The following is a 20304-nucleotide window of genomic DNA, read 5'->3' as shown; positions in this document are numbered from 1 at the left end:
CGACCAACGTTCCGGCACCACCGAATCATCTATGCTGTCCAGATGAACCGTCCACTTACATTCATCCTCGCCGACGACCACGCACTGGTGCGCGAAGGGCTGAAGATGCTGATCTCGACCATGGACAACATGTCGGTGGTGGCGGAAGCAGCGGATGGCGAGGCCTTGCTTGAGCAGGTCGCCAGGACGCGCGCCGACCTGTTGCTCCTCGACCTCGGCATGCCCGGCGTTGCCGGCATCCAGTTCATCTCCGACATCAGAGAGCTCGTGCCCAGGCTGAAGATCATCGTGCTGACCGCCAATATCGAGCCGCGGACGGTGCGCGCGGCACTCGAGGCCGGCGCCAGCGGCTACCTGACCAAGGACGGCGATCCCGAAGAACTCGGCGAAGCGATCGAGGCAATCAGGAAAGGCGGCACCTACCTTGCTCGCACTGTGCGTTTCGCCGTAGGCGAGGCACCCGGCAACGGCAAACAGCCTGCCGTACCCGACATCCTGTCGCCGGTGCCGCTGACCCGGCGCGAGCGCGAAATCCTCGCTCTGGTGGCGCAGGGGCTGACGGCGCGCGAAATCGCCGAACGGCTGGGCATCAGCCCGCTGACGGTGCGCAAGCACCGCGAAAACCTGATGGGCAAGCTCAATCTCCACAGTGCCGCCGAACTGACCGCCTATGCGGTTCGCCTGGGTTTGCCCACAGCCTGAAGGCTGCCGCGCACCGCCTTCCCGGCGCACGACATCACGTCAATATCTGCTTAACCATCAACAAATTAGCCAAGGCGGCGGGCGCTCGATATACGCCACATGCCGTATGTTTTCGCCTGATCGGCAAGCCTATTCCTCCCAGCGATCGCATCATTGGGGAGGAGCCGACATGCCGTCGCTGGAACTGTGGATTCCCTTTGCCGCTGCAACGCTGGCCTTCGCCTGCATGCCGGGGCCGGCAATCCTCTACATGACGGCACAGACGGTGGCGCTCGGCCGCCGGGCCGGGCTGATGGCAGCTTTTGGCGTCCATATCGGCTGCTACGTCCACATCTTCGCCGCGGCCATCGGCCTGGCCTCGCTGATCGAGCAGGCGCCGATGCTTTTTCAGGCGATCAAGCTTGCCGGTGCTGCCTATCTCGTCTGGCTCGGGCTCTCGATGTTCATGGGCTGGGGCAAATCCAATGACAAGGCCGCCAGCCCCGCCTCACAAAGCCTGCGCGACAGCATCATCGTCGAGATCCTCAATCCGAAGACCGCCTTGTTCTTCCTGACCTTCCTGCCGCAATTCGTCGATCCGGCAGCCGCCTTCCCGCTGTGGCTGCAGTTCCTGCTTCTCGGCATGTTCGTCAACCTGGTCTTCTCGATCGCCGACGTCGCCGCCGTCGGCATCGCCTCGGTCACCCTTGCCCGCGTTGCATCGGGCGAGGCCGGCTGGATCGTGCCCAAGGCCTGCGGCTCGATCCTGGTCGGGCTCGGCCTGGCGTTGGTCGGTCACCAGATCTGAAACGGCATCACGCCGATCCATGCATTCGCATCGGCCCCCCTTGACTGGCAGGCGCGACAGGCTACGCTGACGTCAAAATACCGGCCCCGACTGCCGGGTGGCAAACATGCCCCGTATGCCTCGCCTCCCGGCGATGGCTGCGGGGCATTTTTGTTTTGGGAGGAATTTTTGAAGTCGCGCATCGAAATCGGCGTGCTGTATTCGCGCTCGGGCAGCTATCAGCTGGTTGCCAACGCCTGCCATGCCGGCACCATGCGCGCCATATCAGACATCAATGCCGATCCCGCAAGCGGCATCGAGCTCGTTGCCATCGAGCGCGACCCCTGTGGCAACATCGACCGCTACGCCCCGCTCTGCGACGAGATCCTGCGCACCAGCGGCGCGCGCCATGTCGTCGGCGCTGTCACTTCGTGGAGCCGCAAGGAGGTCATCCCGGTTCTGGAGAAGTCGGGGGCGGCACTCTGGTATGCCTGTCCCTATGAAGGCTTCGAGGCCAATGAGCATGTCGTCTACATGCATGCCTGCCCGAACCAGCATCTGGTGCCGCTGCTTGCCCATGTCGTGCCGCGCTTCGGCGCCGATGGATTCCTGCTCGGCTCCAACTACATCTGGGGCTGGGAAACCAACCGCGTCGCCCGCGACCTGATCGCGGACGCCGGCGGCAAGGTATCAGGCGAGCGCTACCTACCGATCGGCGAGACCGACGTCTCCAGGTTGATCGAGGAGATCAGGGCGACAAGGCCGTCCTTCATCCTCAACAATCTGATCGGCACCTCGTCCTACGCCTTCTTTGCCGCCTACACTGAGCTTGCGCGCAACGATCCGCATTTCGGGCCGGAGCGCTGCCCGATCCTGTCCTGCAACCTGACCGAGGCCGAGCTGCCGGCGATCGGCGCGGCCGGAAGCGGCCACCTGTCGGTCGGACCCTATTTCCGCGACGTCGGTACGGCCACGCCTGATGCACCAGCGTCGTCCTTCGAGGCTTCCGGCTATGCCTCCGTCATGGTTCTGGCCAAGGTGCTCCAGGCAAATCCCGACGCGGGCTTCGCCGAACTGTCCGCCGCCTTCGCCAAATCAAGTTTCGCCACGCCCTTCGGCACCATCGCCGTCGACCCGCAGACCCAGCATGCGACCCTGCCGGTCGAGATCGGCCGCATCTCAGGGCTCGGCTTCGAACGCGTCAGCCATATCGAACGTGTCGCTCCCGACCCCTATCTCTCGCGTTACGACCGGGCCAAGACCTTCGGCCGCCAGCGGCTCAAGGTCGTGTCATGAGCCGCGCGGCACATATCCCCAATCTCGGCGGCGCCAAGGCATTCGTGCTGCACCGCCCGCATGCCACGGTCAGCGCCATATCACGCCAGCTCCAGGCTATCGGCCTCGAGGTTGTGGATTGCTGGCCGGAACTGCCGGCCGAGGCGCTAGCCGCCGACTTCGTGTTCTTCGACGTCGATCTCGGCTTCGACCAGCAGTTTCCCTGGCCGCGCGGTGCTGCCCCCATGCCGACCATCGCGCTGATCGGCTCGGAAGCGCCGGGTCGCATCGAATGGGCACTGTCGCACAAGGCGGATGCGCAACTGCTGAAGCCGGTCGGCAATGCCGGCGTCTACAGCGCGCTGCTGATTGCTCGCCAGAGTTTTGCCGCGCGCCGGCAACTGGCCGACGAGATCACCGCGCTGCAGCAGCGCGTCGCCGAGCGCCAGACCATCGTGCGCGCTGTTACCGCTCTGTCGAGCCAGGATGGCGTCGACGACGAACGCGCTTATGCGCAATTGCGTTCGCTCGCCATGAACTGGCAGGTCAGCCTCGAGGAAGCCGCCCGACGTGTCGTCGCCATGACCGAAAAGGAGGGCGGCGTTGACCAGTCCCATCGCGCCTGAGATGCCGGCTGTCGCTGTGCCGGCCAAGGCACGCGCCGGTGTCTGGCGTTGCCTCGTCAAGCGGCCGCTGGCGCTGACCGGCCTGGTGACCATCGCGATCACCGTCGCCGGCGCCCTGCTCGCCCCCTATCTCACCGGCTACGACCCCAACGAGCAGCTCTTCGACGGTCTGACGCTGGAAGGCGCGCCGCTGCCGCCCAGCGCCACCTTCTGGCTCGGCACCGACCTGCTCGGCCGGGACCTTCTGACCCGCATTCTCTATGGCGCGCGGACCTCGCTGATCATCGGCATCGTCGCCAATGGCGCGGCCCTCCTGATCGGCACGCTCGTCGGCATCACCGCGGGTTATTTCCGCGGTTATGTCGGGGCAGCCCTGATGCGCTTCACCGACCTGATGATGGCCTTTCCGGCCTTGCTGCTCGCCATCTGCCTGGCCGCCGTGTTCCAGCCCAGCCTGTGGATCGTTGCCATGGTGATCGCGCTGGTCAACTGGGTGCAGACAGCCCGCATCGTCTTCACCGAAACCAGCTCGCTTGCCGAACGCGAGTTCATCGACGCCGAGCGCACCATCGGCGCCGGCACCGGGCGCATCCTGTTCCGCCACATCCTGCCGCATCTGCTGCCGACCATCATCGTCTGGGGCACGCTCGGCATCTCGACGACGGTGCTTCTGGAAGCGACGTTGTCCTATCTCGGCATCGGCGTGCAGCCGCCGACGGCGTCGTGGGGCAACATCATCTTCGAGAACCAGACCTATTTCCAGGCAGCCCCCTGGCTGGTGTTCTTCCCCGGCGCCGCGATCCTTTTGCTGGCGCTCGCTTTCAATCTTGTCGGTGATGCCCTGCGCGACATTCTCGACCCGACGCAGCGAGGCCGGGCATGATCGCCTATCTCACCCGCCGGCTGATCCAGGCAGCGCTGATCCTGCTCGGCGTGTCGCTGATCACCTTCGCCCTGCTCTATCTCCTGCCGGCCGATCCGGTGCGCCAGATCGCCGGCCGCAGCGCCACCCCGCAGACAGTCGAGAGCATCCGCCAGCAGCTCGGGCTCGACCAGCCTTTCGCTGTGCAATACTGGCGCTATCTGACCAACCTGCTCAGCGGCGATCTCGGCCGCTCCTACATCCAGCGTTCGGAGGTCAGCGAGCTGATCGTGGCGCGCCTGCCGGCCAGCCTGCTGCTGATGGTCGGCGCCATCGTCTGCGAGCTGGTCATCGGCCTGAGCATGGGCCTGGTTGCTGCGGTCAAGCGCGGCAGCGCCACCGACCAGGCACTGATGGTCGGCTCCTTCATCGGCGTGTCGGCACCGCAATTCGTCGTCGGCCTGCTTCTGCTCTACGTCTTTGCCGTCAAGCTCGGCTGGTTTCCGATCGGCGGCCACGGCACCTTCAGCCACATGGTGCTGCCGTCGCTGACGCTCGGCATCCTCGGCGCCGGCTGGTATTCGCGGATGATGCGCTCGTCGATGATCGACGTCCTGCGCCAGGATTACATCCGCACCGCCCGCGCCAAGGGCCTGGCCCAGCGCGCCGTGCTGTTCGGCCACGCTCTGCCCAACGCCATCCTGCCTGTCGTCGCCATGATCGGCATCGACATCGGCCTGTTCATGGGCGGCATCGTGGTGGTCGAAAGCGTGTTCGGCTGGCCCGGCATCGGCCAGCTCGCCTGGCAGGCGATCCAGCGCGTCGACATCCCGATCATCATGGGCGTCACGCTGGTCTCCGCCTGCGCCATCGTGCTCGGCAATCTGCTCGCCGACATCGTCGCCCCGTTCATCGATCCGCGCATCAAGCTGCGCTGATCAACGACAGGACCGCAAGACTGCCAACAGACAGACGACAAGCAGACAACAAAAGAGAAGGGAACCTCGGATGAAACAGCTGTTAACATCGACCGTCGCCGCGTCAGCGCTTTTGCTGGCGCTCGGCATGGCTTCTGCCACGGCACAGGAAACGCTCGACCCCAAGGCCAAGCAGGGCGGCGCGATAACCATCACCTACAAGGACGATGTCGCCACCCTCGATCCGGCGATCGGCTATGACTGGCAGAACTGGTCGATGATCAAGAGCCTGTTCGACGGGTTGATGGATTACGAGCCCGGCACCACCACGCTGCGGCCCGAACTGGCCGAGAGCTACGAGATCTCCCCCGACGGCAAGACCTTCACCTTCAAGCTGCGCAAGGGCGTGAAATTCCACAATGGCCGCGAGATGACGGCCGAGGACGTCAAATATTCGCTCGACCGCGTCACCAACCCCAAGACCCAGAGCCCGGGCGCCGGCTTCTTCGCCTCGATCAACGGCTATGACGACGTCGCCGGCGGCAAGTCGGAAAGCCTTGCGGGCGTGACTGTGGTCGACCCCTCGACGGTCAAGATCGAGCTGTCGCGGCCCGATGCCACCTTCCTGCATGTCATGGCGATCAATTTCAGCCATGTCGTGCCGAAGGAAGAGGTCGAGAAATACGGCGCCGACTTCGGCAAGCACCCTGTCGGTACCGGCGCCTACAAGATGGCCGAATGGACGCTCGGCCAGCGCTTGGTGTTCGAGCGCAACGCCGACTACTGGCACAAAGGCCTGCCCTATATTGACAAGATCACCTTCGAGATCGGCCAGGAGCCGATCGTGGCGCTTTTGCGCCTGCAGAATGGCGAGGTCGACGTTCCGGGCGACGGCATTCCGCCGGCCAAGTTCCAGGAGGTGATGGCCGATCCGGCGCAGAAGGCGCGTGTCGTCGAAGGCGGCCAGCTGCAGACCGGCTACGTCACCATGAACACCCAGATGGCGCCGTTCGACAACGTCAAGGTGCGCCAGGCCGTCAACATGGCGATCAACAAGGACCGCATCGTCAAGCTGATCAACAACCGCGCAGTGCCCGCCAACCAGCCGCTGCCGCCGTCGATGCCCGGCTATGACAAGGCCTTCACTGGTTATGCCTTCGACGTCGACAAGGCCAAGGCGCTGCTCGGCGAAGCCGGCCATCCCGACGGCTTCGAGACCGAGCTGTTCGTCATGAACACCGATCCCAACCCGCGCATCGCCCAGGCGATCCAGCAGGATCTTTCGGCGATCGGCATCAAGGCCTCGATCCAGTCGCTCGCCCAGGCAAACGTCATCGCCGCCGGCGGCGAAAAGAACGGCGCGCCGATGATCTGGTCCGGCGGCATGGCCTGGATCGCCGACTTCCCGGATCCGTCCAATTTCTACGGCCCGATCCTCGGCTGCGGCGGCGCGGTGCAGGGCGGCTGGAACTGGGCCTGGTACTGCAACAAGGACCTCGACGAAAAGGCGGCAGCGGCCGATTCGATCGTCGATCCTGCCAAGGCCGAGGAACGTGCCAAGCTGTGGGGCGAGATCTACGCCAAGATCATGGCGGACGCGCCCTGGGCGCCCGTCTTCAACGAGCAGCGCTTCACCATGAAGTCGCCGCGCATGGGCGGCGACGACAAGCTTTATGTCGACCCGGTCCATATCCCGATCAACTACGACTATGTGTATGTGAACGATGTGCAATAACTGCAACTACACCATCCACGGACGCCATCATCACTTCGGCTGGGACAATTCGTTTGCCCCGGCCGAGCGGGTGGCGCCCGGCTCGACGATCGAGTTCGAATGTTTGGACTCGTCGGGCGGCCAGCTCACGGCCAACAGCACCGTCGGCGACATCGCAAAACTCGACTTCGACCAGATCAACCCGGTGACCGGGCCGATCTTCGTCGAGGGCGCCGAGCCGGGCGACGCGCTCAAGGTGACGATCGAGGCGTTCAAACCGTCCGGCTTTGGCTGGACGGCGAACATTCCGGGCTTCGGCCTGCTCGCCGACGACTTCAAGGAGCCGGCGCTCAACATCTGGAAATATGACGCGACCTCGCTCGAGCCGGCGCTGTTCGGCAAGAACGGCCGCGTGCCGCTGAAACCTTTCGCCGGCACCATCGGCAACGCCCCGGCCGAGATGGGGCACCACTCGGTGGTGCCCCCACGGCGCGTCGGCGGCAATCTCGACATCCGCGACCTTGCCGCCGGCACCGTGCTCTATCTGCCTGTCGAAGTGGCGGGCGCGCTGTTCTCGGTCGGCGACACGCACGCCGCCCAAGGCGACGGCGAGGTCTGCGGCACGGCGATCGAAAGCCCGATGAACGTGGTTCTCACCCTCGACCTGGTCAAGGACGCCAGGCTGAAGACGCCGCGCTTCACCACGCCGGGGCCGGTGACGCGGCATCTCGACGCCAAGGGCTACGAGGTGACGACAGGCATCGGTCCCGACCTGATGACCGGCGCCAAGGAGGCCGTCGCCCAGATGGTCGACCTGTTGTCACGGCGTTACCAGATGGATCCGGTCGACGCCTACATGCTGGTGTCGGTGTGCGGCGACCTCCGCATCTCGGAGATCGTCGACATGCCGAACTGGGTGGTGTCGTTCTACTTCCCGCGCTGCGTGTTCGAATGAACGCAGCCGCTGACATCAAACATGCTGCCGGAGCCCCTGCCCCGGCAGCCGACAGGCCGGTGCTCGACGTCGCCGGGCTGACCATTTCCGTGCGCGGCGAAGACGGCGAACGGCCTGTCGTCTCCGATCTCTCCTTCTCTTTGGCTCGCGGCGAGACCTTGTGCATCGCCGGTGAATCCGGCTCCGGCAAGTCGATGACCTCGCTGGCAATCATGGCGCTGCTGCCCCAGCCGGCAGCACGGATCTCGGCCGGTTCGATCAGGCTCGGCGACACCGATCTCGCCGGCCTGGACGAACGCGGGATGCGCCGCATCCGCGGCAACCGCATCGCCATGATCTTCCAGGAACCGATGACCTCGCTCAATCCGGTGCTGTCGATCGGGCGCCAGCTGGTCGAGGCGATCGAAGCCCATACAGGTGTTTCCAGCGCCGAGTCGCGCAAACATGCCATCGAGGCGCTGACCGCCGTGCGCATCCCCGAGGCCGAAAGCCGGCTCGGGCAATATCCGCATGAACTCTCCGGCGGCATGCGCCAGCGCGTCATGATCGCCATGGCACTGGCGCTGAAGCCCGACGTGCTGATCGCCGACGAGCCGACCACGGCCCTCGACGTCACCGTGCAGGGCGAGGTGCTCGAACTGCTGCGCGACCTGCAGCGCCAGCACGGCACCAGCGTCATCCTGATCACCCACGACATGGGCGTCGTCGCCGAAATGGCCGACCGCGTCATCATCATGCGTTACGGCCGCATGGTCGAGCAGGGCAAGGTCGCCGACATCTTCGAACGGCCCCAGGCCGACTACACACGCGACCTGCTCGCCGCTGTGCCGCGCATGGGCACTGGTGCCGCGCGCCAGGCCGCCTCCGGCGACGTCGCGGCGACGAAACCTCAGCCGGTCGCCGTGGCGCGCGACCTGCATGTCCGCTTCGACCTCACCGGCGGCTTCTTCGGTCGGGTCAACCGCCGGGTCCATGCCGTCGAGGGCATCAGCTTTGCCATCGCCGCCAACGAGACGCTGTCCTTGGTCGGCGAATCCGGCTGCGGCAAGTCGACGACGGCCAAAGCCCTTGCCGGCCTAGTGCCCTATCACGGCGAGCTCGAGATCGGCGGGCGCAACCTCAAGGGCCTCGGCCGCGAGGCGCGCAAGGCGGTGCGCCGCGACGTGCAGATGATTTTCCAAGACCCTTACGCCTCGCTCGATCCACGCATGCGTGTCGGCGACCTGGTCGCCGAGCCGCTTGTGATACACGACATCGGCACATCTAAGGAGCGCAGCGAACGGGTCGCCGCCCTGTTCGAGCGCGTCGGTCTTTCAGCCGACCAGATGGAACGTTATCCGCACGAGTTCTCCGGCGGCCAGCGCCAGCGCATCTGCATCGCCCGCGCCCTGGCGCTCAGGCCCAAGCTGATCATCGCCGACGAAAGCGTGTCCGCGCTCGACGTCTCGGTGCAGGCGCGGGTGCTGCAGCTGTTGAAGGAGCTGCAGCGCGAATTCGGCGTCGCCTATCTGTTCATCTCACACGACATGGCGGTGGTGGAGAACATCTCCGACCGTGTCGCCGTCATGTATCTCGGCCAGATCGTCGAGATGGGCACACGCGACCAGATCTTTTCCAATCCGCGCCACCCCTACACCAGGCGGCTGATCGAGGCGGTGCCGGTTCCCGACCCGGTCAGGCGCCGGGAACGTTTCGCGCGAATGGACCGCGAGATCCCGAGCCCGGTGCGCAAGCTCGGCGATGCGCCGAAGAAGCTGGTGCTGACCGATGTCGGCGGCGGCCACCTCGTCGCCGAATCGTAAGATCGGCAAGTCCGCTAACCCGCCGCCCCCATGCCCGACGCCGACGCCGCCGGGGCCGCTCGCGACGCCCCGCCGGCACGTTTCGCCCGCACATCCCCCACCCGCACATCCGATGTGCAGGACGGCGCCGGCCATAGATTGTGGAAAGATCACCGGGAGATGTGCCGTTGCGACCTTTGCGCACGGCAGCCAGCATTTGATGAATCAAAGTGTAGTGCTATCGTCCGGTCAAGCATGGTTAACAAAAGCTGAATGACAGCTGCGCGTTCCACCATGCCAGAGCCTGGCGGATCCGCTCGCCGGCTTTTCGCCACGCGCGAATGACTTTGCATAACCGGTCGCGGGCCAGGGTGGGAGTGCCAACGATTGGCGGAGCTATCCGAAAAATTCATCGACCAGATCTACGAGGCGTCCTTCGTCCCGGAGAAATGGCCTGTTTTGCTTGACGGCCTCGCCAAGGCTGTCGACGGCATGGGCGGCTATCTCTTCACCATCAGCCGTGGCGCTTCCGCCTATGTCGCCTCCGACGCGGTCGCGCCGCATGTCGAGGCCTTCATGCATGAAGGCTGGATGGCGGTGAACGGCCGGGCGGCGCGCGCCGAAGCGCTTGCCTATCCCGGCTTCATCACTGACCTCGATGCCTTCAGCGAAGAGGAGCTGGAGCGCGAGCCGATCTACCGCGATTTCCTCAGGCCACGCGGCATGGGCTGGGCAGCCGGCACCCATATTCCGATCCCGACCGGCGACGTACTGTCGTTCAACCTTGAGCGGACCACGGCGCGCGGCCCGTTCGAGAGGCCGCTTGTCGACGCGCTCGACCGGCTGCGCCCGCATGTCGCCCGAGCCGCTATGGTCGGCGCGCGGATCGGTCTGGAAAAGGCGCGCGCCGGGGCGGATGCGCTGGAGGCGCTTAGCCTGCCGGCGGCAGTGCTGGGCGGACGCGGGCAATTGCTCGCCTGCAACCAGCTCATGGACAAGCTGATCCCGGTGACGGTGCAGGACGGCTCGGCCCGCGCCCAGATCACCGACAAGAAAGCCGATGCGCTGCTTGAGACAGCACTTTCGGCGCTGGCCGGCGGCACAAGGCGCGGCATCGTCCAGTCGTTTCCGATCAAGGGCAGCGACGGCAAGCCATCAGGCGTGGCGCATCTCTTGCCGGTGCGCGGCTCGGCGAACGACCTGTTCAGCCGCATGAACAGCATCCTCGTCATCATGCCGCTGCCCGGCCCGGGCGCACCGCCTGTGAAGGTGTTGCAAGCGCTGTTCGACCTGACACCGAGCGAAGCGCGCATCGCCTCTGCCCTCGCCGACGGCCGCACCATCGACGCCATCGGCCAGGATTTCGGCATCGCCAGGGAAACCGTGCGCTCGCATCTGCGCTCGATCTTCGCCAAGTCGGGCGTCTCCAAGCAGTCGTCGCTGGTCCGGCTGCTGCTCGGCGTGACGCTGCCGCGACCGGGCAGCTAGACGATAGGCTTACTCGACAGTTCGCATACGACCTGCGCAACTGGATTCGGGAGGAACGACAATGCCTTATCTCGACATCTATCTTGCCCAGCTGACCGACCCGTTCCGGGTCGGCCTGCTGATCGCGCTGGTGCTGACCGCCGCCAACACCGCGCCCAACCTGAACCGCTGGATACCGATTGCGCTTGGCATCGTCTTCGTCGCTGTCCTCATTCCCTACAGCTTCGGCAGCTCCGACGACGTCGCCAAGGCGTTTGCTGTCGGCGTTGGCCTGGTCTCCAACATCACGCTGCTGGCCGTCATGCTCGGTGCCAAGGCGCTCTATACGCGGCTGGCGAGAGGCTAGCGAAATTCCAGAAAGAGGAGGAGTTCCGTAGGAAAGGCGGAGCTAGAGCTCGAACTCGCCCTGCCCGGCGTCGAGCGCGCCGATGGTCTCGGCGGCCAGTGCGCGGGTGATGCGGCTCTTCTGTTCGAGCGCTGCCCAGTCGAGGCGCTCGACAACACGAATGGCCGTCGACAGCGAGCGCTCGATGCGGCGGACAAGGAACTGCACGACATGCGGCTCGACCTCGACCTGGCGGTCGGCGAACAGCTTGGTGATGACGCCGGCAAGCAGAAGGTCGTCGGGCTCGTCGATCTCGACGGTCGCCGCTGCCTTGAGCCGCGAGGCGAGGTCAGGCAGCGTCACCGCCCAGGCCGCGGGAAAGCTGCGCGCGGTAAGCAAAAGCTGCGCGCCCGAGCCGCGAACGGTGTTGATCAGATGGAAGAGCCCGTCCTGGTCGATCCGCCCTTGGTCGGCGTCGTCGATCAGCACCGAGGCGGCGCCGACCTCGCCCAAATGAGCCGTAATGTCGGAGACGTCGAGCTGAAGCGCCTCGGCATGCTCGCGCCAGATCGCGGCGAGATGCGACTTGCCCGATCCGGCGGGACCGGCCAGCAACACGACAGGTGCGGGCCATTCGGGCCAGCGGTCGATCAGCGAAACTGCCTGGGCGTTGGCGCCTGAAACAACGAGATCGTCGCGCGAAAACCCGGGCGAATGGCCGAGGTCGAGCGGCAGCTGGCGCGGTTTGATCGGCTCGCGCGACACGGTCATTTTTCCGGTTTCGCGCCGCTCGGCTTGCGGGCCTGGACTTTTGCGCTGCTCGGCGTGCCCGCCTCGGGCGGCTCCACGGCATGGCCGTGATAGAGCGGTGAATCGAGGTAGCGGCCTATGGCAAAGCGCACCAGCACGGCAACGGCTGCCGCCGACGGCACCGCGACCAGAAGGCCGACGAAGCCGAACATCGCACCGAAGGCGACCAGCGCAAACATCAGCCAGACCGGATGCAGGCCGACGCTCTTGCCGACGAGGCGCGGCTGCAGAATGTTGCCTTCGATGAACTGGCCGATGAAGAACACCGCCGCCACGGCGGCGACCATAGTCCAGTCCGGCCAGAACTGGACGAAGGCGACGCCGATCGACAGCACCAGGCCAAGCAGCGAGCCGACATAAGGAATGAAGCTGACGAGTCCGGCAAACAGGCCGATCAGCACGCCGAAGTTCAGCCCGGTCAGCGTCAGGCCGACGGCGTAGAAGATGCCGAGGATCAGGCACAACGTGCCCTGCCCGCGCACGAAGCCGGCGATCGCCGTGTTGATGTCGCGGGCGATCTGCCTGACCGTGACAACGTGATCACGCGGGATCCAGCTGTCGACGACAGAGACCATGCGGTCCCAGTCGAGCAGCATGTAGAAGGCAACGACAGGGGTGACCACGAACAGGCTGGCGATCGAAAACAGCGCGACGCCGGAACTCCAGATGCCTTGGAAGATGGTGGTGGCGAAACCGAAGCCCGACTTGAGCAGCGAGCTCAGGCCCTCGCGCAAGCCTTCGGCATCGACGCCGAAACGCTGTTCGAGCCATTGCGGGTTGAAGTTGGTGATGAGCTGCTGCAGGCGTTCGAGATAGCCCGGCACCTTGGCGGCGAAGTCGGCCATCTGCGAGGCCAGCACCGGAATGATGATGACCAGCCCGAGGATGAGCAGCACCAGGAAGCAGACCAGGATGACGACCGTCGCCATCAGCCTGGATAGGCCAAGCTTCTGCAGTCGGTCGGCGACGGGGTCGAGGAAATAGGCAAGCGCCATGCCGGCCACGAAAGGCAGCAGGATGTCGCTGAACAGATAAAGGAATACCGAGAACAGGACGGCGGTGATCAACCAGAAGCGGATCTGCTTGCGGAATGCCGCCGCAGCAGCTTCTTCGGCCGCTTCGTTATCGGTTGGGAGTTTCGCCTTCGCCATAACCGCTCATGTGCCTCAGCCAAGCCACGAGATAGGCTGCCGCGGAAGCGACGGTCAAGAGGCCGGAAATGGTTATCAACGCTGGCCGGACCGGGCCGAGCGCAAAGCTGAAGGCAAGTTCGGCCAGCACGACGGCCGCCAGCACGATCTGGACGGCTGTGTTGACCTTCGAGACCATCAGCGGGCGCACCTTCACCGGATGCCCCATGATGGTCGACAAAAGCACTGCACCGATGATCAAGGCGTCGCGCGACACCGCCAGCACCACCAGCCACAGCGGCAGATGCCCCATGATGCCGAGCACGACGAAGACGCTGACCAGCAACAGCTTGTCGGCCATCGGGTCGAGATAGGCGCCAAGTTCCGAGCGCTGGTTGAAGTGGCGGGCAATGAAGCCGTCGACGCCGTCCGAAACGCCAGCAATGACGAAACCGGCGAAAGCCCAGTCCCACTCACCCGCCAGCATGGCGTAGATCACGCAAGGCACGAGGATCAGCCTCATGATCGTGATCATGTTCGGAATAGTCACAATCAGCATCCCGTCCCGGCCGTTGCCATTACGCTTTGTCTTTTCCCGATATTTTGTCTTTTGTCGATAAATGGGCGAGACTTCACAGCATCGCAAGAGAGTGGCCGCCACCAGCGCCCTGTCCACCGCTTTGGCAGGGCGTTTGCAAGGCAATCCGGCTCTCTCGCTTGCGGGAACGGGCCGTTCATGCGAATAGCGCCTCAAAAGCGCACGACATCAGGAATTGGCGATGAGCGAAGGCAAGAACGGTCTCACCTATGCGCAGGCAGGTGTCGACATCGACGCTGGCAATCTGATGGTCGAGAAGATCAAGCCGCTGGTGCGCTCGACGCGCCGGCCGGGCGCGGATGGCGAGATCGGCGGCTTCGGCGGCCTGTTCGACCTCAAGGCCGCCGGTTTCAACGATCCGATCCTGGTCGCGGCCAATGACGGCGTCGGCACCAAGCTCAAGATCGCCATCGATGCCGGCAAGCATGACACGATCGGCGTCGACCTCGTCGCCATGTGCGTCAACGACATCGTCGTCCAGGGCGCAGAGCCGCTGCTGTTCCTCGACTATTTCGCTACCGGCAAGCTTGATCCCAACCAGGGTGCCGACATCGTCTCCGGCATCGCCGAAGGCTGCCGCCAGGCCGGCTGCGCGCTGATCGGCGGCGAAACCGCCGAAATGCCCGGCATGTACCATGGCAACGACTACGATCTCGCCGGCTTTGCCGTCGGTGCCGCCGAGCGTGGCCGGCTGCTGCCGACCGACGACGTCGTCGAGGGCGACGTGCTGCTCGGCCTCGCGTCCTCGGGCGTTCATTCCAACGGCTATTCGCTGGTCCGCCGCATCGTCGAGGTTTCGGGCCTGAAGTGGAGCGACCGCGCGCCCTTCGCCGATGGTCCGACGCTGGCCGAAGCGCTGCTCGAGCCGACGCGCATCTACGTCAAGCCGCTACTCAAGGCGATCCGCGAGACCAACGGCATCAAGGCGCTGGCCCACATCACCGGCGGCGGTTTCCCCGAAAACATCCCCAGGGTGCTACCCAAGGAATTCTCGGCCGAGCTCGACCTGTCGGCGATCGAGGCACCACGCGTATTCTCCTGGCTGGCTGCCACCGGCGGCGTCTCGCCTGAAGAAATGATGCGCACCTTCAACTGCGGCATCGGCATGATCGCGGTGGTTGCCGCCGGACAGGCAGCGCAGGTCGCCGCCGTGCTGCAGGAAGCCGGCGAGACCGTCACGCCGATCGGCCGCATCGTGCCGCGCCGCGACACCGGCGTCATCTATCGCGGGTCGCTCGCCCTATGAGCCTCCAGCGCAAACGCACCGTCATCCTGATTTCCGGCCGCGGCTCCAACATGGCCGCGCTTATCGACGCCGCCGCCGACCCGGCATTCCCCGCCGAGATCGTCGGCGTCATTTCCGACAAGGCCAATGCGCCCGGCCTCGGCATCGCCGCCAGCCGTGGCGTCGCCACCAAGGTGGTGACACGCGCGGAGCACGCCAGCAAGGAAGCGCATGACGAGGCGATTGCCACGGCACTCGACACGTTCGGCGCCGAGATCGTCGCCCTTGCCGGCTACATGCGTCTCCTGACCACCGGCTTCGTCGAGAAGTGGCAGGGCCGGATGATCAACATCCATCCGGCACTGCTGCCGTCGTTCAAGGGGCTCGACACCCACCAGCGCGCGCTCGACGCCGGCATTCGCGTGCATGGCTGCACCGTGCATTTCGTTACGCCCGAGATGGATGATGGCCCTGTCATCGCCCAGGCCGCCGTGCCGGTGCTGATCGACGACGACGAGCCGACACTGTCGGCCCGCGTGCTCAAGGCCGAGCACCGGCTCTATCCGCTCGCCCTCAAGCTCTTCGCCGAAGGCAAGGTGCGCATGGAAGGCAGCCGCACGGCCTATTCCGGCTTCAGCGACAGCATCGGCACGGACGAGATCGCCGCCCCGAACCCGGCGCGCGACGAGATCGATCTCGAGCAGCTCGCCCGCATCACGCCCTGAGCCGAAAGACCTGCATGGCAAAGACCAGGCAACTGCTTCTGCTGCGCCATGCCAAGTCGAGCTGGGACGATGCAGCGCTTGCCGATTTCGACCGGCCCTTGGCGCCGCGTGGCCTCGAGGCCGCGCCGCGCATGGGCGCTGAAATCGCCAGACGCGGCTGGCTGCCCGAGCTTGTCTATATCTCGCCGGCGATGCGCACGCGCCAGACCTGGCAGCTGGCTTCGGCACTCTGGCCCGCCCCCCTGCCCGCAACCGCATATCACGACAGCATCTATGGCGCTTTGGCGAACGACCTGTTCGCGCTCACCAAGGCTGCGCCCGACGAGATCGGCGCGTTGCTGGTCATCGGCCACAATCCGGGGCTTGAGATCTTCGCCGCCCAGCTTGCCGGCCCTGGTTCGAGCAGCGATGCGGTCCAATCGCTTGAAGAAAAGTTCCCGAGCGGCGCACTGGCCCGCTTCGAATTCGAAGGCGGCTGGGATGAACTCCGCCCCGGTGTCGCGCGCCTGACGCATTGCCTCAGGCCAAGAGAGCTGGGCTGAGGGCTCAACCTCAAGGCAGACGCCGCCACGGCAAGCTGCCGGTCGCACGCGACCGTCCCCGCAACGATCCGCCTTCAGCGCCCCTGCCCGGCCGTGTCCTTCCGGCCGCCGGTTGAAGCCCGTCATCCCGCCCGTCGTAATTTTTCGAACGGGGGCAAAATAGTAATTGCATATACAACTACCAATGCCTATCTTGAGGTCATGTTCGACCGTTGCATCTACTTCAACACCACAGCCTTGGCGCGGCAGCTCGATCGCGTCTGGACGGTAGCATTTGCGCCGTTCGACCTGACGCCGCCGCAAGGCTTCATGCTGCGCGCCGTGCTGGCACGGCCGGGCCTGCTGCAAAGCGAGCTGGCCGACGAATTGAAGATCGCCCGGGCCACAGCAACGCGCGGCCTCGACGGGCTGGAGGCCAAGGGGTTGGTCGTCAGGACCAAGTCGAGCGGGGACAAACGCGAATCCCTGATCACGCCGACAGCGGCGGCTGTCGAAATCAAGGATGCGCTAAACGCCGCCAGCGCTGCGGTCACGAAACGCCTGTCCGGCCTTTTCGGCGCGGAGGTCTTTGCCGGTTTCGTCGACCAGGCCAAGGCGATCGCCGCAAAGCTGGAATGAGCCATTCAGGATGAATGAGCCGCTCATAATAGTTGCATATCTAACCACTGGAGAGAAGTCATGCCTATCCTCACCGTCAAGATTGCCGCCCAGCGCAGCGACACGCTGACCGACCAGGTGGCGGCGATGCTGGCCGAACACACCAGCACCATCCTCGGCAAGAAGCCTGAAGTGACGGCCATCGCCATCAGCTATGTCGATCCACGCGACTGGATCATCGCCGGCAAGTCGCTGCAGAACCACGGCAAGTCGAGCTTTGCGCTGGAGATCAAGGTCACCGACGAAACCAACACCAAGGACGAGAAGAAGCGCTACATCCAGGCGGTTTTCGCCGGCTTTGCCGACATCCTCGGCGACATTCATGAGGAGAGCTACATCCACGTCCATGACGTGCGCGCGGCCTCTTATGGCTATGGCGGCAAGACCCAGGAGTTCCGTTACCAGCATCCTTGATGGCAGCACCCGTGATGGCGCCATGGCTCACGGCGCCATTTCAGGTCCTGGGGCGCGCGCCTGTCGTAAGGGCGCGTCTTGGGGCCTGTCACGTGGGCGCGTCTTGGGTGCTGCTTATCTCGGGCGCGCGCCGAAACCGCCTAGCGGAACTTGCGCGTGAGCAGGGATACCAGCCTGGGTGCTGCCATGATCAGCACCGCGCCGACCAGCCAGACCACGACCACAAGCGGCTTGAGCACGGCACCGACGAGCGTGAAAAATCCGCCGAGCAGGCCCGATGTCTCGACGCTGCCGACGACACCGACGACCTCCGAGCCGATGCCGGTCGCAGCCGCCGCATCCCGACCGCTCTGCACCAGGGCGCCTGCATTGCTCGACGTCCAGGCGAGCACGCCGTCGACGAGGCTGTAGCCGCCCCAGGCCAGCAGCGTCCACACAACCAGAACGACCAGCGCTGCCGTGCTGCCGAAGCCGGGCAAACGCGAGCGCGGCTCGGTCTTGCCCTGAAGCCCGCGCCCGTCGCGCCCGAAGGCCGCCGATCCATCATGGCCCGACGGCGAACGCTGATTGGCGCCCCAGTTGCCGCTGCCGCCATGACTGCTGCCGCCATGGCCGCTGCCGGCATGACTGCTGCCGCCATGACTGCCGCTTGAGGCCTTGTCGCCAAGCCGCGTGCCTATTTCGCTGAGCACCGTGCCGAGCAGGCCATCCCGGCCGCCCCTGTTACGGTCCCCGTCGCGGCGCTTGCCGTTGTTCCTGAAGTCATGTCCGCCCATCGATGCTCTCCGCTACAGTTGCGCACCGAAGACTCATCGGGCCGGCATGACATAGGCACTCCGGCTGTTAGAGATAATAGGACATATCACTGACAGGACAGTGTGACGCAGGCGCGCTCAGTGAATGCGCTCCAGCGGCGCGCAGCTGACCCGCTCCATCTGCAATGTGGTGTGGTGCAGGTCGAACTTTTCCTGCAGCCGCGCCTCGATCGCCTGGCGCACCGTCTCGGCATCGGCGCCCTCCTCCAGCACCACATGCGCGGTCAGCGACGCCTTGCTCTGGGTGATCGCCCAAAGATGCAAATCGTGCACCGAGGCCACATCAGGCACGGTGGCGATCGCCAGATCCACCTCGGCCAGCTCCATGCCGGGCGGCACGCCTTCGAGCAGGATGTTGATGCACTCCTTGAGCAGCACCCAGGTGCGCGGGAAGACCATGAAGCCGATGCCGACGGCAATGACAGAATCGACCCATTGCCAACCGGTCAGCCAGATGAGGGCTGCACCTGCGATCACACCGATCGAACCGAGCATGTCGGCCCAGACCTCGAGATAGGCGCCCTTGACGTTGAGACTGCCGTCCTTGTGGCCGGCCAGCAGCCGCATCGACGTCAGATTGACCAGAAGCCCGATGACGGCGATGCCGAGCATGCCAACTGACTGGATGTCCTGCGGCTGGAACAGCCTGACATAGGCCTCGTAGAGAATGTAGAAGGCGACAGCGAGCAGCAGCAGCGCGTTGAACGCCGCAGCCAGGATCTCGAAGCGGGCATAACCATAGGTGCGCAGCAGGTCGGCCGGGCGGCGGCCGACATTGATCGCCACCAGCGCGATCGCCAGCGCCATGGCGTCGGTCAGCATATGCGTGGCATCCGATATCAGCGCCAGGCTGCCGGTGACGAAACCGCCGATCACCTCTGCCACCATGAAGGCGCTGGTCAGGCCAAAGGCCATCCACAGCCGCGAGACCGGCGTGTTCTTCATGTCGCCGTGATCGTGGTCGCCGCTCATCAAGGCCTCCCCCTCGGGATTCGATTGCTGCAAGCTAGACCGATATGGACGGCGCGCGAAAGATGCAGTGATTGGGCCTGGACAGCGTCGCCCCGCTGCAGTGACAGCTAGCTTGCCGGCTGGGCGCCCTTCTCGAGCAGGAAATCGATCACCGCGCGCACCGCCGGCAATTGCCCACGCTTGTGCGGTGTCAGGATCGTCGTGGTGACGCGGCCTGCCGTCCAGTCCGGCAGCAGCCGCACCAGCCTGCCCTGCGCCACTGAACTGGCCGAGATCAGCTCGGGCAGGCAGACGATGCCGAGGCCGGCCTCTGCAGCCATCAGCAAAGGCACGGACTCGTCGGCATGGAAGCGCTGCTGCGGCGCCACGTCGACGATGCGGCCCTTGATATCGCGCAGCCGCCAATTCTTCGCCGTCATGCTGCTCATCAGCCCGTCATGAGAGGCGAGCGCCTCCGGTTTATCAGGCACGCCATGCTCGGCGAGATAGGACGGTGCCGCCACCAGCGTCATCGCATCCTCGCTCATCCGCCTTTGCACCAGGTCGGAATCGGGCAGCGGCGCGAAATGGCTGCGCAGGGCGATGTCGAAGCCCTCCTGCACCAGGTCGATGAAGCGGTCGGTGACATGCAGCTGGATCAGCAGCTTGGGATAACGGCGCGCCAGCACAGGCAACCGGTGCGCGAGCCGGAACTGCGCATTGGGCACCGAGGTTGTGACACGGACGATGCCGCCCGGCTCCGCCAGCCGCCGCTGCACCACAGTCTCCACCGCCTCGGCCTCGATGACCGCCGCGCGCGCATGGTCATAGACGTCGCGGCCGACGTCGGTCAGCGTGAAGCTGCGCGAGCTGCGGTGGATCAGCAACGCGCCGAGCGACGCCTCAAGCGCTGCGACACGCTTGCTGACCGTCGATTTGGGGCAGCCGAGACGCCGCGCGGCGGCGGCAAAGCCGCCATGCTCGACCGCCGCGGCGAAAAAATGGAGATCGTTGAGGTTCAGCATC

At 65.2% G+C, this 20304-nt stretch carries 22 protein-coding genes; 16 read left to right on the top strand and 6 right to left on the bottom strand.

Annotated elements, in window-relative coordinates; all coding sequences use genetic code 11:
• Positions 1–42: 42 nt before the first annotated feature.
• The 11 genes from ACSQ3E_RS08675 to ACSQ3E_RS08625 all read left to right on the top strand — a co-directional run bounded on the left by ACSQ3E_RS08675 (position 43) and on the right by ACSQ3E_RS08625 (position 11432).
• Positions 43–702 (top strand): response regulator transcription factor, encoded by a 660-nt coding sequence (locus ACSQ3E_RS08675; RefSeq protein WP_310324821.1) that lies wholly within the window; start codon positions 43–45, stop codon positions 700–702.
• Between the two features lie 169 nt (positions 703–871).
• Positions 872–1489, top strand: coding sequence for a LysE family translocator (locus tag ACSQ3E_RS08670; protein WP_310324819.1), 618 nt, complete (start codon positions 872–874; stop codon positions 1487–1489).
• Positions 1490–1657: 168 nt separating this feature from the next.
• Complete coding sequence (locus ACSQ3E_RS08665) at positions 1658–2764, top strand: transporter substrate-binding protein (protein WP_436122362.1); 1107 nt, start codon at positions 1658–1660, stop codon at positions 2762–2764.
• Positions 2761–3369 (top strand): ANTAR domain-containing response regulator, encoded by a 609-nt coding sequence (locus ACSQ3E_RS08660; RefSeq protein ID WP_436122361.1) that lies wholly within the window; start codon positions 2761–2763, stop codon positions 3367–3369. Before ACSQ3E_RS08665 ends, ACSQ3E_RS08660 begins: the two co-directional genes overlap by 4 nt.
• A gap of 1 nt (position 3370) precedes the next feature.
• The gene (locus ACSQ3E_RS08655) at positions 3371–4252 is read left to right on the top strand and encodes an ABC transporter permease (protein WP_436122503.1); all 882 of its coding nucleotides are present in this window, start codon (positions 3371–3373) and stop codon (positions 4250–4252) included.
• Positions 4249–5169, top strand: coding sequence for an ABC transporter permease (locus ACSQ3E_RS08650; RefSeq protein ID WP_436122360.1), 921 nt, complete (start codon positions 4249–4251; stop codon positions 5167–5169). Before ACSQ3E_RS08655 ends, ACSQ3E_RS08650 begins: the two co-directional genes overlap by 4 nt.
• A 70-nt stretch (positions 5170–5239) precedes the next feature.
• On the top strand, positions 5240–6883 hold the full coding sequence (locus ACSQ3E_RS08645; protein WP_436122359.1) for an ABC transporter substrate-binding protein: 1644 nt from the start codon (positions 5240–5242) through the stop codon (positions 6881–6883).
• Positions 6873–7817, top strand: coding sequence for an acetamidase/formamidase family protein (locus tag ACSQ3E_RS08640; RefSeq protein WP_436122358.1), 945 nt, complete (start codon positions 6873–6875; stop codon positions 7815–7817). The genes ACSQ3E_RS08645 and ACSQ3E_RS08640 overlap by 11 nt, the downstream gene beginning before the upstream one ends.
• Positions 7814–9619 (top strand): ABC transporter ATP-binding protein, encoded by a 1806-nt coding sequence (locus ACSQ3E_RS08635; protein WP_436122357.1) that lies wholly within the window; start codon positions 7814–7816, stop codon positions 9617–9619. Before ACSQ3E_RS08640 ends, ACSQ3E_RS08635 begins: the two co-directional genes overlap by 4 nt.
• Positions 9620–9985: 366 nt before the next feature.
• Positions 9986–11086, top strand: a complete 1101-nt coding sequence (locus ACSQ3E_RS08630) for a helix-turn-helix transcriptional regulator (RefSeq protein WP_436122356.1) — start codon at positions 9986–9988, stop codon at positions 11084–11086.
• Between the two features lie 61 nt (positions 11087–11147).
• Positions 11148–11432: a hypothetical protein gene (locus ACSQ3E_RS08625; RefSeq protein ID WP_436122355.1), complete on the top strand. Its 285-nt coding sequence runs from the start codon at positions 11148–11150 to the stop codon at positions 11430–11432.
• A gap of 42 nt (positions 11433–11474) precedes the next feature.
• On the opposite strand, the gene hdaA is transcribed toward ACSQ3E_RS08625, so the two are convergent.
• Genes hdaA through ACSQ3E_RS08610 form a run of 3 tightly spaced genes read right to left on the bottom strand, consistent with a single transcriptional unit; the run spans position 11475 to position 13901 of the window.
• On the bottom strand, positions 11475–12182 hold the full coding sequence (gene hdaA, locus ACSQ3E_RS08620; protein ID WP_436122354.1) for a DnaA regulatory inactivator HdaA: 708 nt from the start codon (positions 12180–12182) through the stop codon (positions 11475–11477).
• Positions 12179–13372 carry an AI-2E family transporter gene (locus ACSQ3E_RS08615; protein WP_436122353.1) on the bottom strand — a complete coding sequence of 398 codons (1194 nt, stop codon included), beginning with the start codon at positions 13370–13372 and terminating at the stop codon, positions 12179–12181. Before ACSQ3E_RS08615 ends, hdaA begins: the two co-directional genes overlap by 4 nt.
• A complete protein-coding gene (locus tag ACSQ3E_RS08610; RefSeq protein WP_310324784.1) occupies positions 13344–13901 on the bottom strand; it encodes a CDP-alcohol phosphatidyltransferase family protein in 558 nt (185 codons plus the stop codon). Before ACSQ3E_RS08610 ends, ACSQ3E_RS08615 begins: the two co-directional genes overlap by 29 nt.
• 229 nt (positions 13902–14130) lie before the next feature.
• Here ACSQ3E_RS08610 and purM point away from each other — a divergent pair, with 229 nt between their 5' ends.
• From purM to ACSQ3E_RS08585, 5 genes are all read left to right on the top strand, one after another.
• A complete protein-coding gene (purM, locus tag ACSQ3E_RS08605) occupies positions 14131–15195 on the top strand; it encodes a phosphoribosylformylglycinamidine cyclo-ligase (RefSeq protein ID WP_310324781.1) in 1065 nt (354 codons plus the stop codon).
• Positions 15192–15899 carry a phosphoribosylglycinamide formyltransferase gene (gene purN / locus ACSQ3E_RS08600; protein WP_436122352.1) on the top strand — a complete coding sequence of 236 codons (708 nt, stop codon included), beginning with the start codon at positions 15192–15194 and terminating at the stop codon, positions 15897–15899. Before purM ends, purN begins: the two co-directional genes overlap by 4 nt.
• Before the next feature lie 14 nt (positions 15900–15913).
• Positions 15914–16441, top strand: a complete 528-nt coding sequence (locus ACSQ3E_RS08595; RefSeq protein ID WP_436122351.1) for a SixA phosphatase family protein — start codon at positions 15914–15916, stop codon at positions 16439–16441.
• A gap of 201 nt (positions 16442–16642) precedes the next feature.
• Positions 16643–17059: a MarR family winged helix-turn-helix transcriptional regulator gene (locus ACSQ3E_RS08590; protein WP_436122350.1), complete on the top strand. Its 417-nt coding sequence runs from the start codon at positions 16643–16645 to the stop codon at positions 17057–17059.
• Positions 17060–17119: 60 nt separating this feature from the next.
• On the top strand, positions 17120–17512 hold the full coding sequence (locus ACSQ3E_RS08585; protein ID WP_436122349.1) for a tautomerase family protein: 393 nt from the start codon (positions 17120–17122) through the stop codon (positions 17510–17512).
• 140 nt (positions 17513–17652) lie between these two features.
• On the opposite strand, the gene ACSQ3E_RS08580 is transcribed toward ACSQ3E_RS08585, so the two are convergent.
• The 3 genes from ACSQ3E_RS08580 to ACSQ3E_RS08570 all read right to left on the bottom strand — a co-directional run bounded on the left by ACSQ3E_RS08580 (position 17653) and on the right by ACSQ3E_RS08570 (position 20303).
• On the bottom strand, positions 17653–18288 hold the full coding sequence (locus tag ACSQ3E_RS08580) for a hypothetical protein (RefSeq protein WP_436122348.1): 636 nt from the start codon (positions 18286–18288) through the stop codon (positions 17653–17655).
• 117 nt (positions 18289–18405) lie between these two features.
• Complete coding sequence (locus ACSQ3E_RS08575; protein WP_436122347.1) at positions 18406–19299, bottom strand: cation diffusion facilitator family transporter; 894 nt, start codon at positions 19297–19299, stop codon at positions 18406–18408.
• A 107-nt stretch (positions 19300–19406) separates the two neighbouring features.
• Complete coding sequence (locus ACSQ3E_RS08570; RefSeq protein ID WP_436122346.1) at positions 19407–20303, bottom strand: LysR substrate-binding domain-containing protein; 897 nt, start codon at positions 20301–20303, stop codon at positions 19407–19409.
• Position 20304 lies beyond the last annotated feature (1 nt).

It is taken from the genome of Aminobacter sp. LjRoot7 (assembly GCF_964252895.1).
Classification (GTDB): domain Bacteria; phylum Pseudomonadota; class Alphaproteobacteria; order Rhizobiales; family Rhizobiaceae; genus Aminobacter; species Aminobacter aminovorans_B.
This window is presented reverse-complemented; position numbering and strand designations above follow the sequence as displayed.

What these genes read in the sequence shown, in the direction of transcription:
- ACSQ3E_RS08675 (WP_310324821.1), top strand. Translation starts at nt 43, where the DNA reads ATGAACCGTCCACTTACATTCATCCTCGCCGACGACCACGCACTGGTG.
- ACSQ3E_RS08670 (WP_310324819.1), top strand. Translation starts at nt 872, where the DNA reads ATGCCGTCGCTGGAACTGTGGATTCCCTTTGCCGCTGCAACGCTGGCC.
- ACSQ3E_RS08660 (WP_436122361.1), top strand. Translation starts at nt 2,761, where the DNA reads ATGAGCCGCGCGGCACATATCCCCAATCTCGGCGGCGCCAAGGCATTC.
- ACSQ3E_RS08655 (WP_436122503.1), top strand. Translation starts at nt 3,371, where the DNA reads ATGCCGGCTGTCGCTGTGCCGGCCAAGGCACGCGCCGGTGTCTGGCGT.
- ACSQ3E_RS08650 (WP_436122360.1), top strand. Translation starts at nt 4,249, where the DNA reads ATGATCGCCTATCTCACCCGCCGGCTGATCCAGGCAGCGCTGATCCTG.
- ACSQ3E_RS08645 (WP_436122359.1), top strand. Translation starts at nt 5,240, where the DNA reads ATGAAACAGCTGTTAACATCGACCGTCGCCGCGTCAGCGCTTTTGCTG.
- ACSQ3E_RS08640 (WP_436122358.1), top strand. Translation starts at nt 6,873, where the DNA reads ATGTGCAATAACTGCAACTACACCATCCACGGACGCCATCATCACTTC.
- ACSQ3E_RS08635 (WP_436122357.1), top strand. Translation starts at nt 7,814, where the DNA reads ATGAACGCAGCCGCTGACATCAAACATGCTGCCGGAGCCCCTGCCCCG.
- ACSQ3E_RS08625 (WP_436122355.1), top strand. Translation starts at nt 11,148, where the DNA reads ATGCCTTATCTCGACATCTATCTTGCCCAGCTGACCGACCCGTTCCGG.
- hdaA (WP_436122354.1), bottom strand. Translation starts at nt 12,182, where the DNA reads ATGACCGTGTCGCGCGAGCCGATCAAACCGCGCCAGCTGCCGCTCGAC.
- ACSQ3E_RS08615 (WP_436122353.1), bottom strand. Translation starts at nt 13,372, where the DNA reads ATGGCGAAGGCGAAACTCCCAACCGATAACGAAGCGGCCGAAGAAGCT.
- purM (WP_310324781.1), top strand. Translation starts at nt 14,131, where the DNA reads ATGAGCGAAGGCAAGAACGGTCTCACCTATGCGCAGGCAGGTGTCGAC.
- purN (WP_436122352.1), top strand. Translation starts at nt 15,192, where the DNA reads ATGAGCCTCCAGCGCAAACGCACCGTCATCCTGATTTCCGGCCGCGGC.
- ACSQ3E_RS08595 (WP_436122351.1), top strand. Translation starts at nt 15,914, where the DNA reads ATGGCAAAGACCAGGCAACTGCTTCTGCTGCGCCATGCCAAGTCGAGC.
- ACSQ3E_RS08590 (WP_436122350.1), top strand. Translation starts at nt 16,643, where the DNA reads ATGTTCGACCGTTGCATCTACTTCAACACCACAGCCTTGGCGCGGCAG.
- ACSQ3E_RS08585 (WP_436122349.1), top strand. Translation starts at nt 17,120, where the DNA reads ATGCCTATCCTCACCGTCAAGATTGCCGCCCAGCGCAGCGACACGCTG.
- ACSQ3E_RS08580 (WP_436122348.1), bottom strand. Translation starts at nt 18,288, where the DNA reads ATGGGCGGACATGACTTCAGGAACAACGGCAAGCGCCGCGACGGGGAC.
- ACSQ3E_RS08575 (WP_436122347.1), bottom strand. Translation starts at nt 19,299, where the DNA reads ATGAGCGGCGACCACGATCACGGCGACATGAAGAACACGCCGGTCTCG.
- ACSQ3E_RS08570 (WP_436122346.1), bottom strand. Translation starts at nt 20,303, where the DNA reads ATGCTGAACCTCAACGATCTCCATTTTTTCGCCGCGGCGGTCGAGCAT.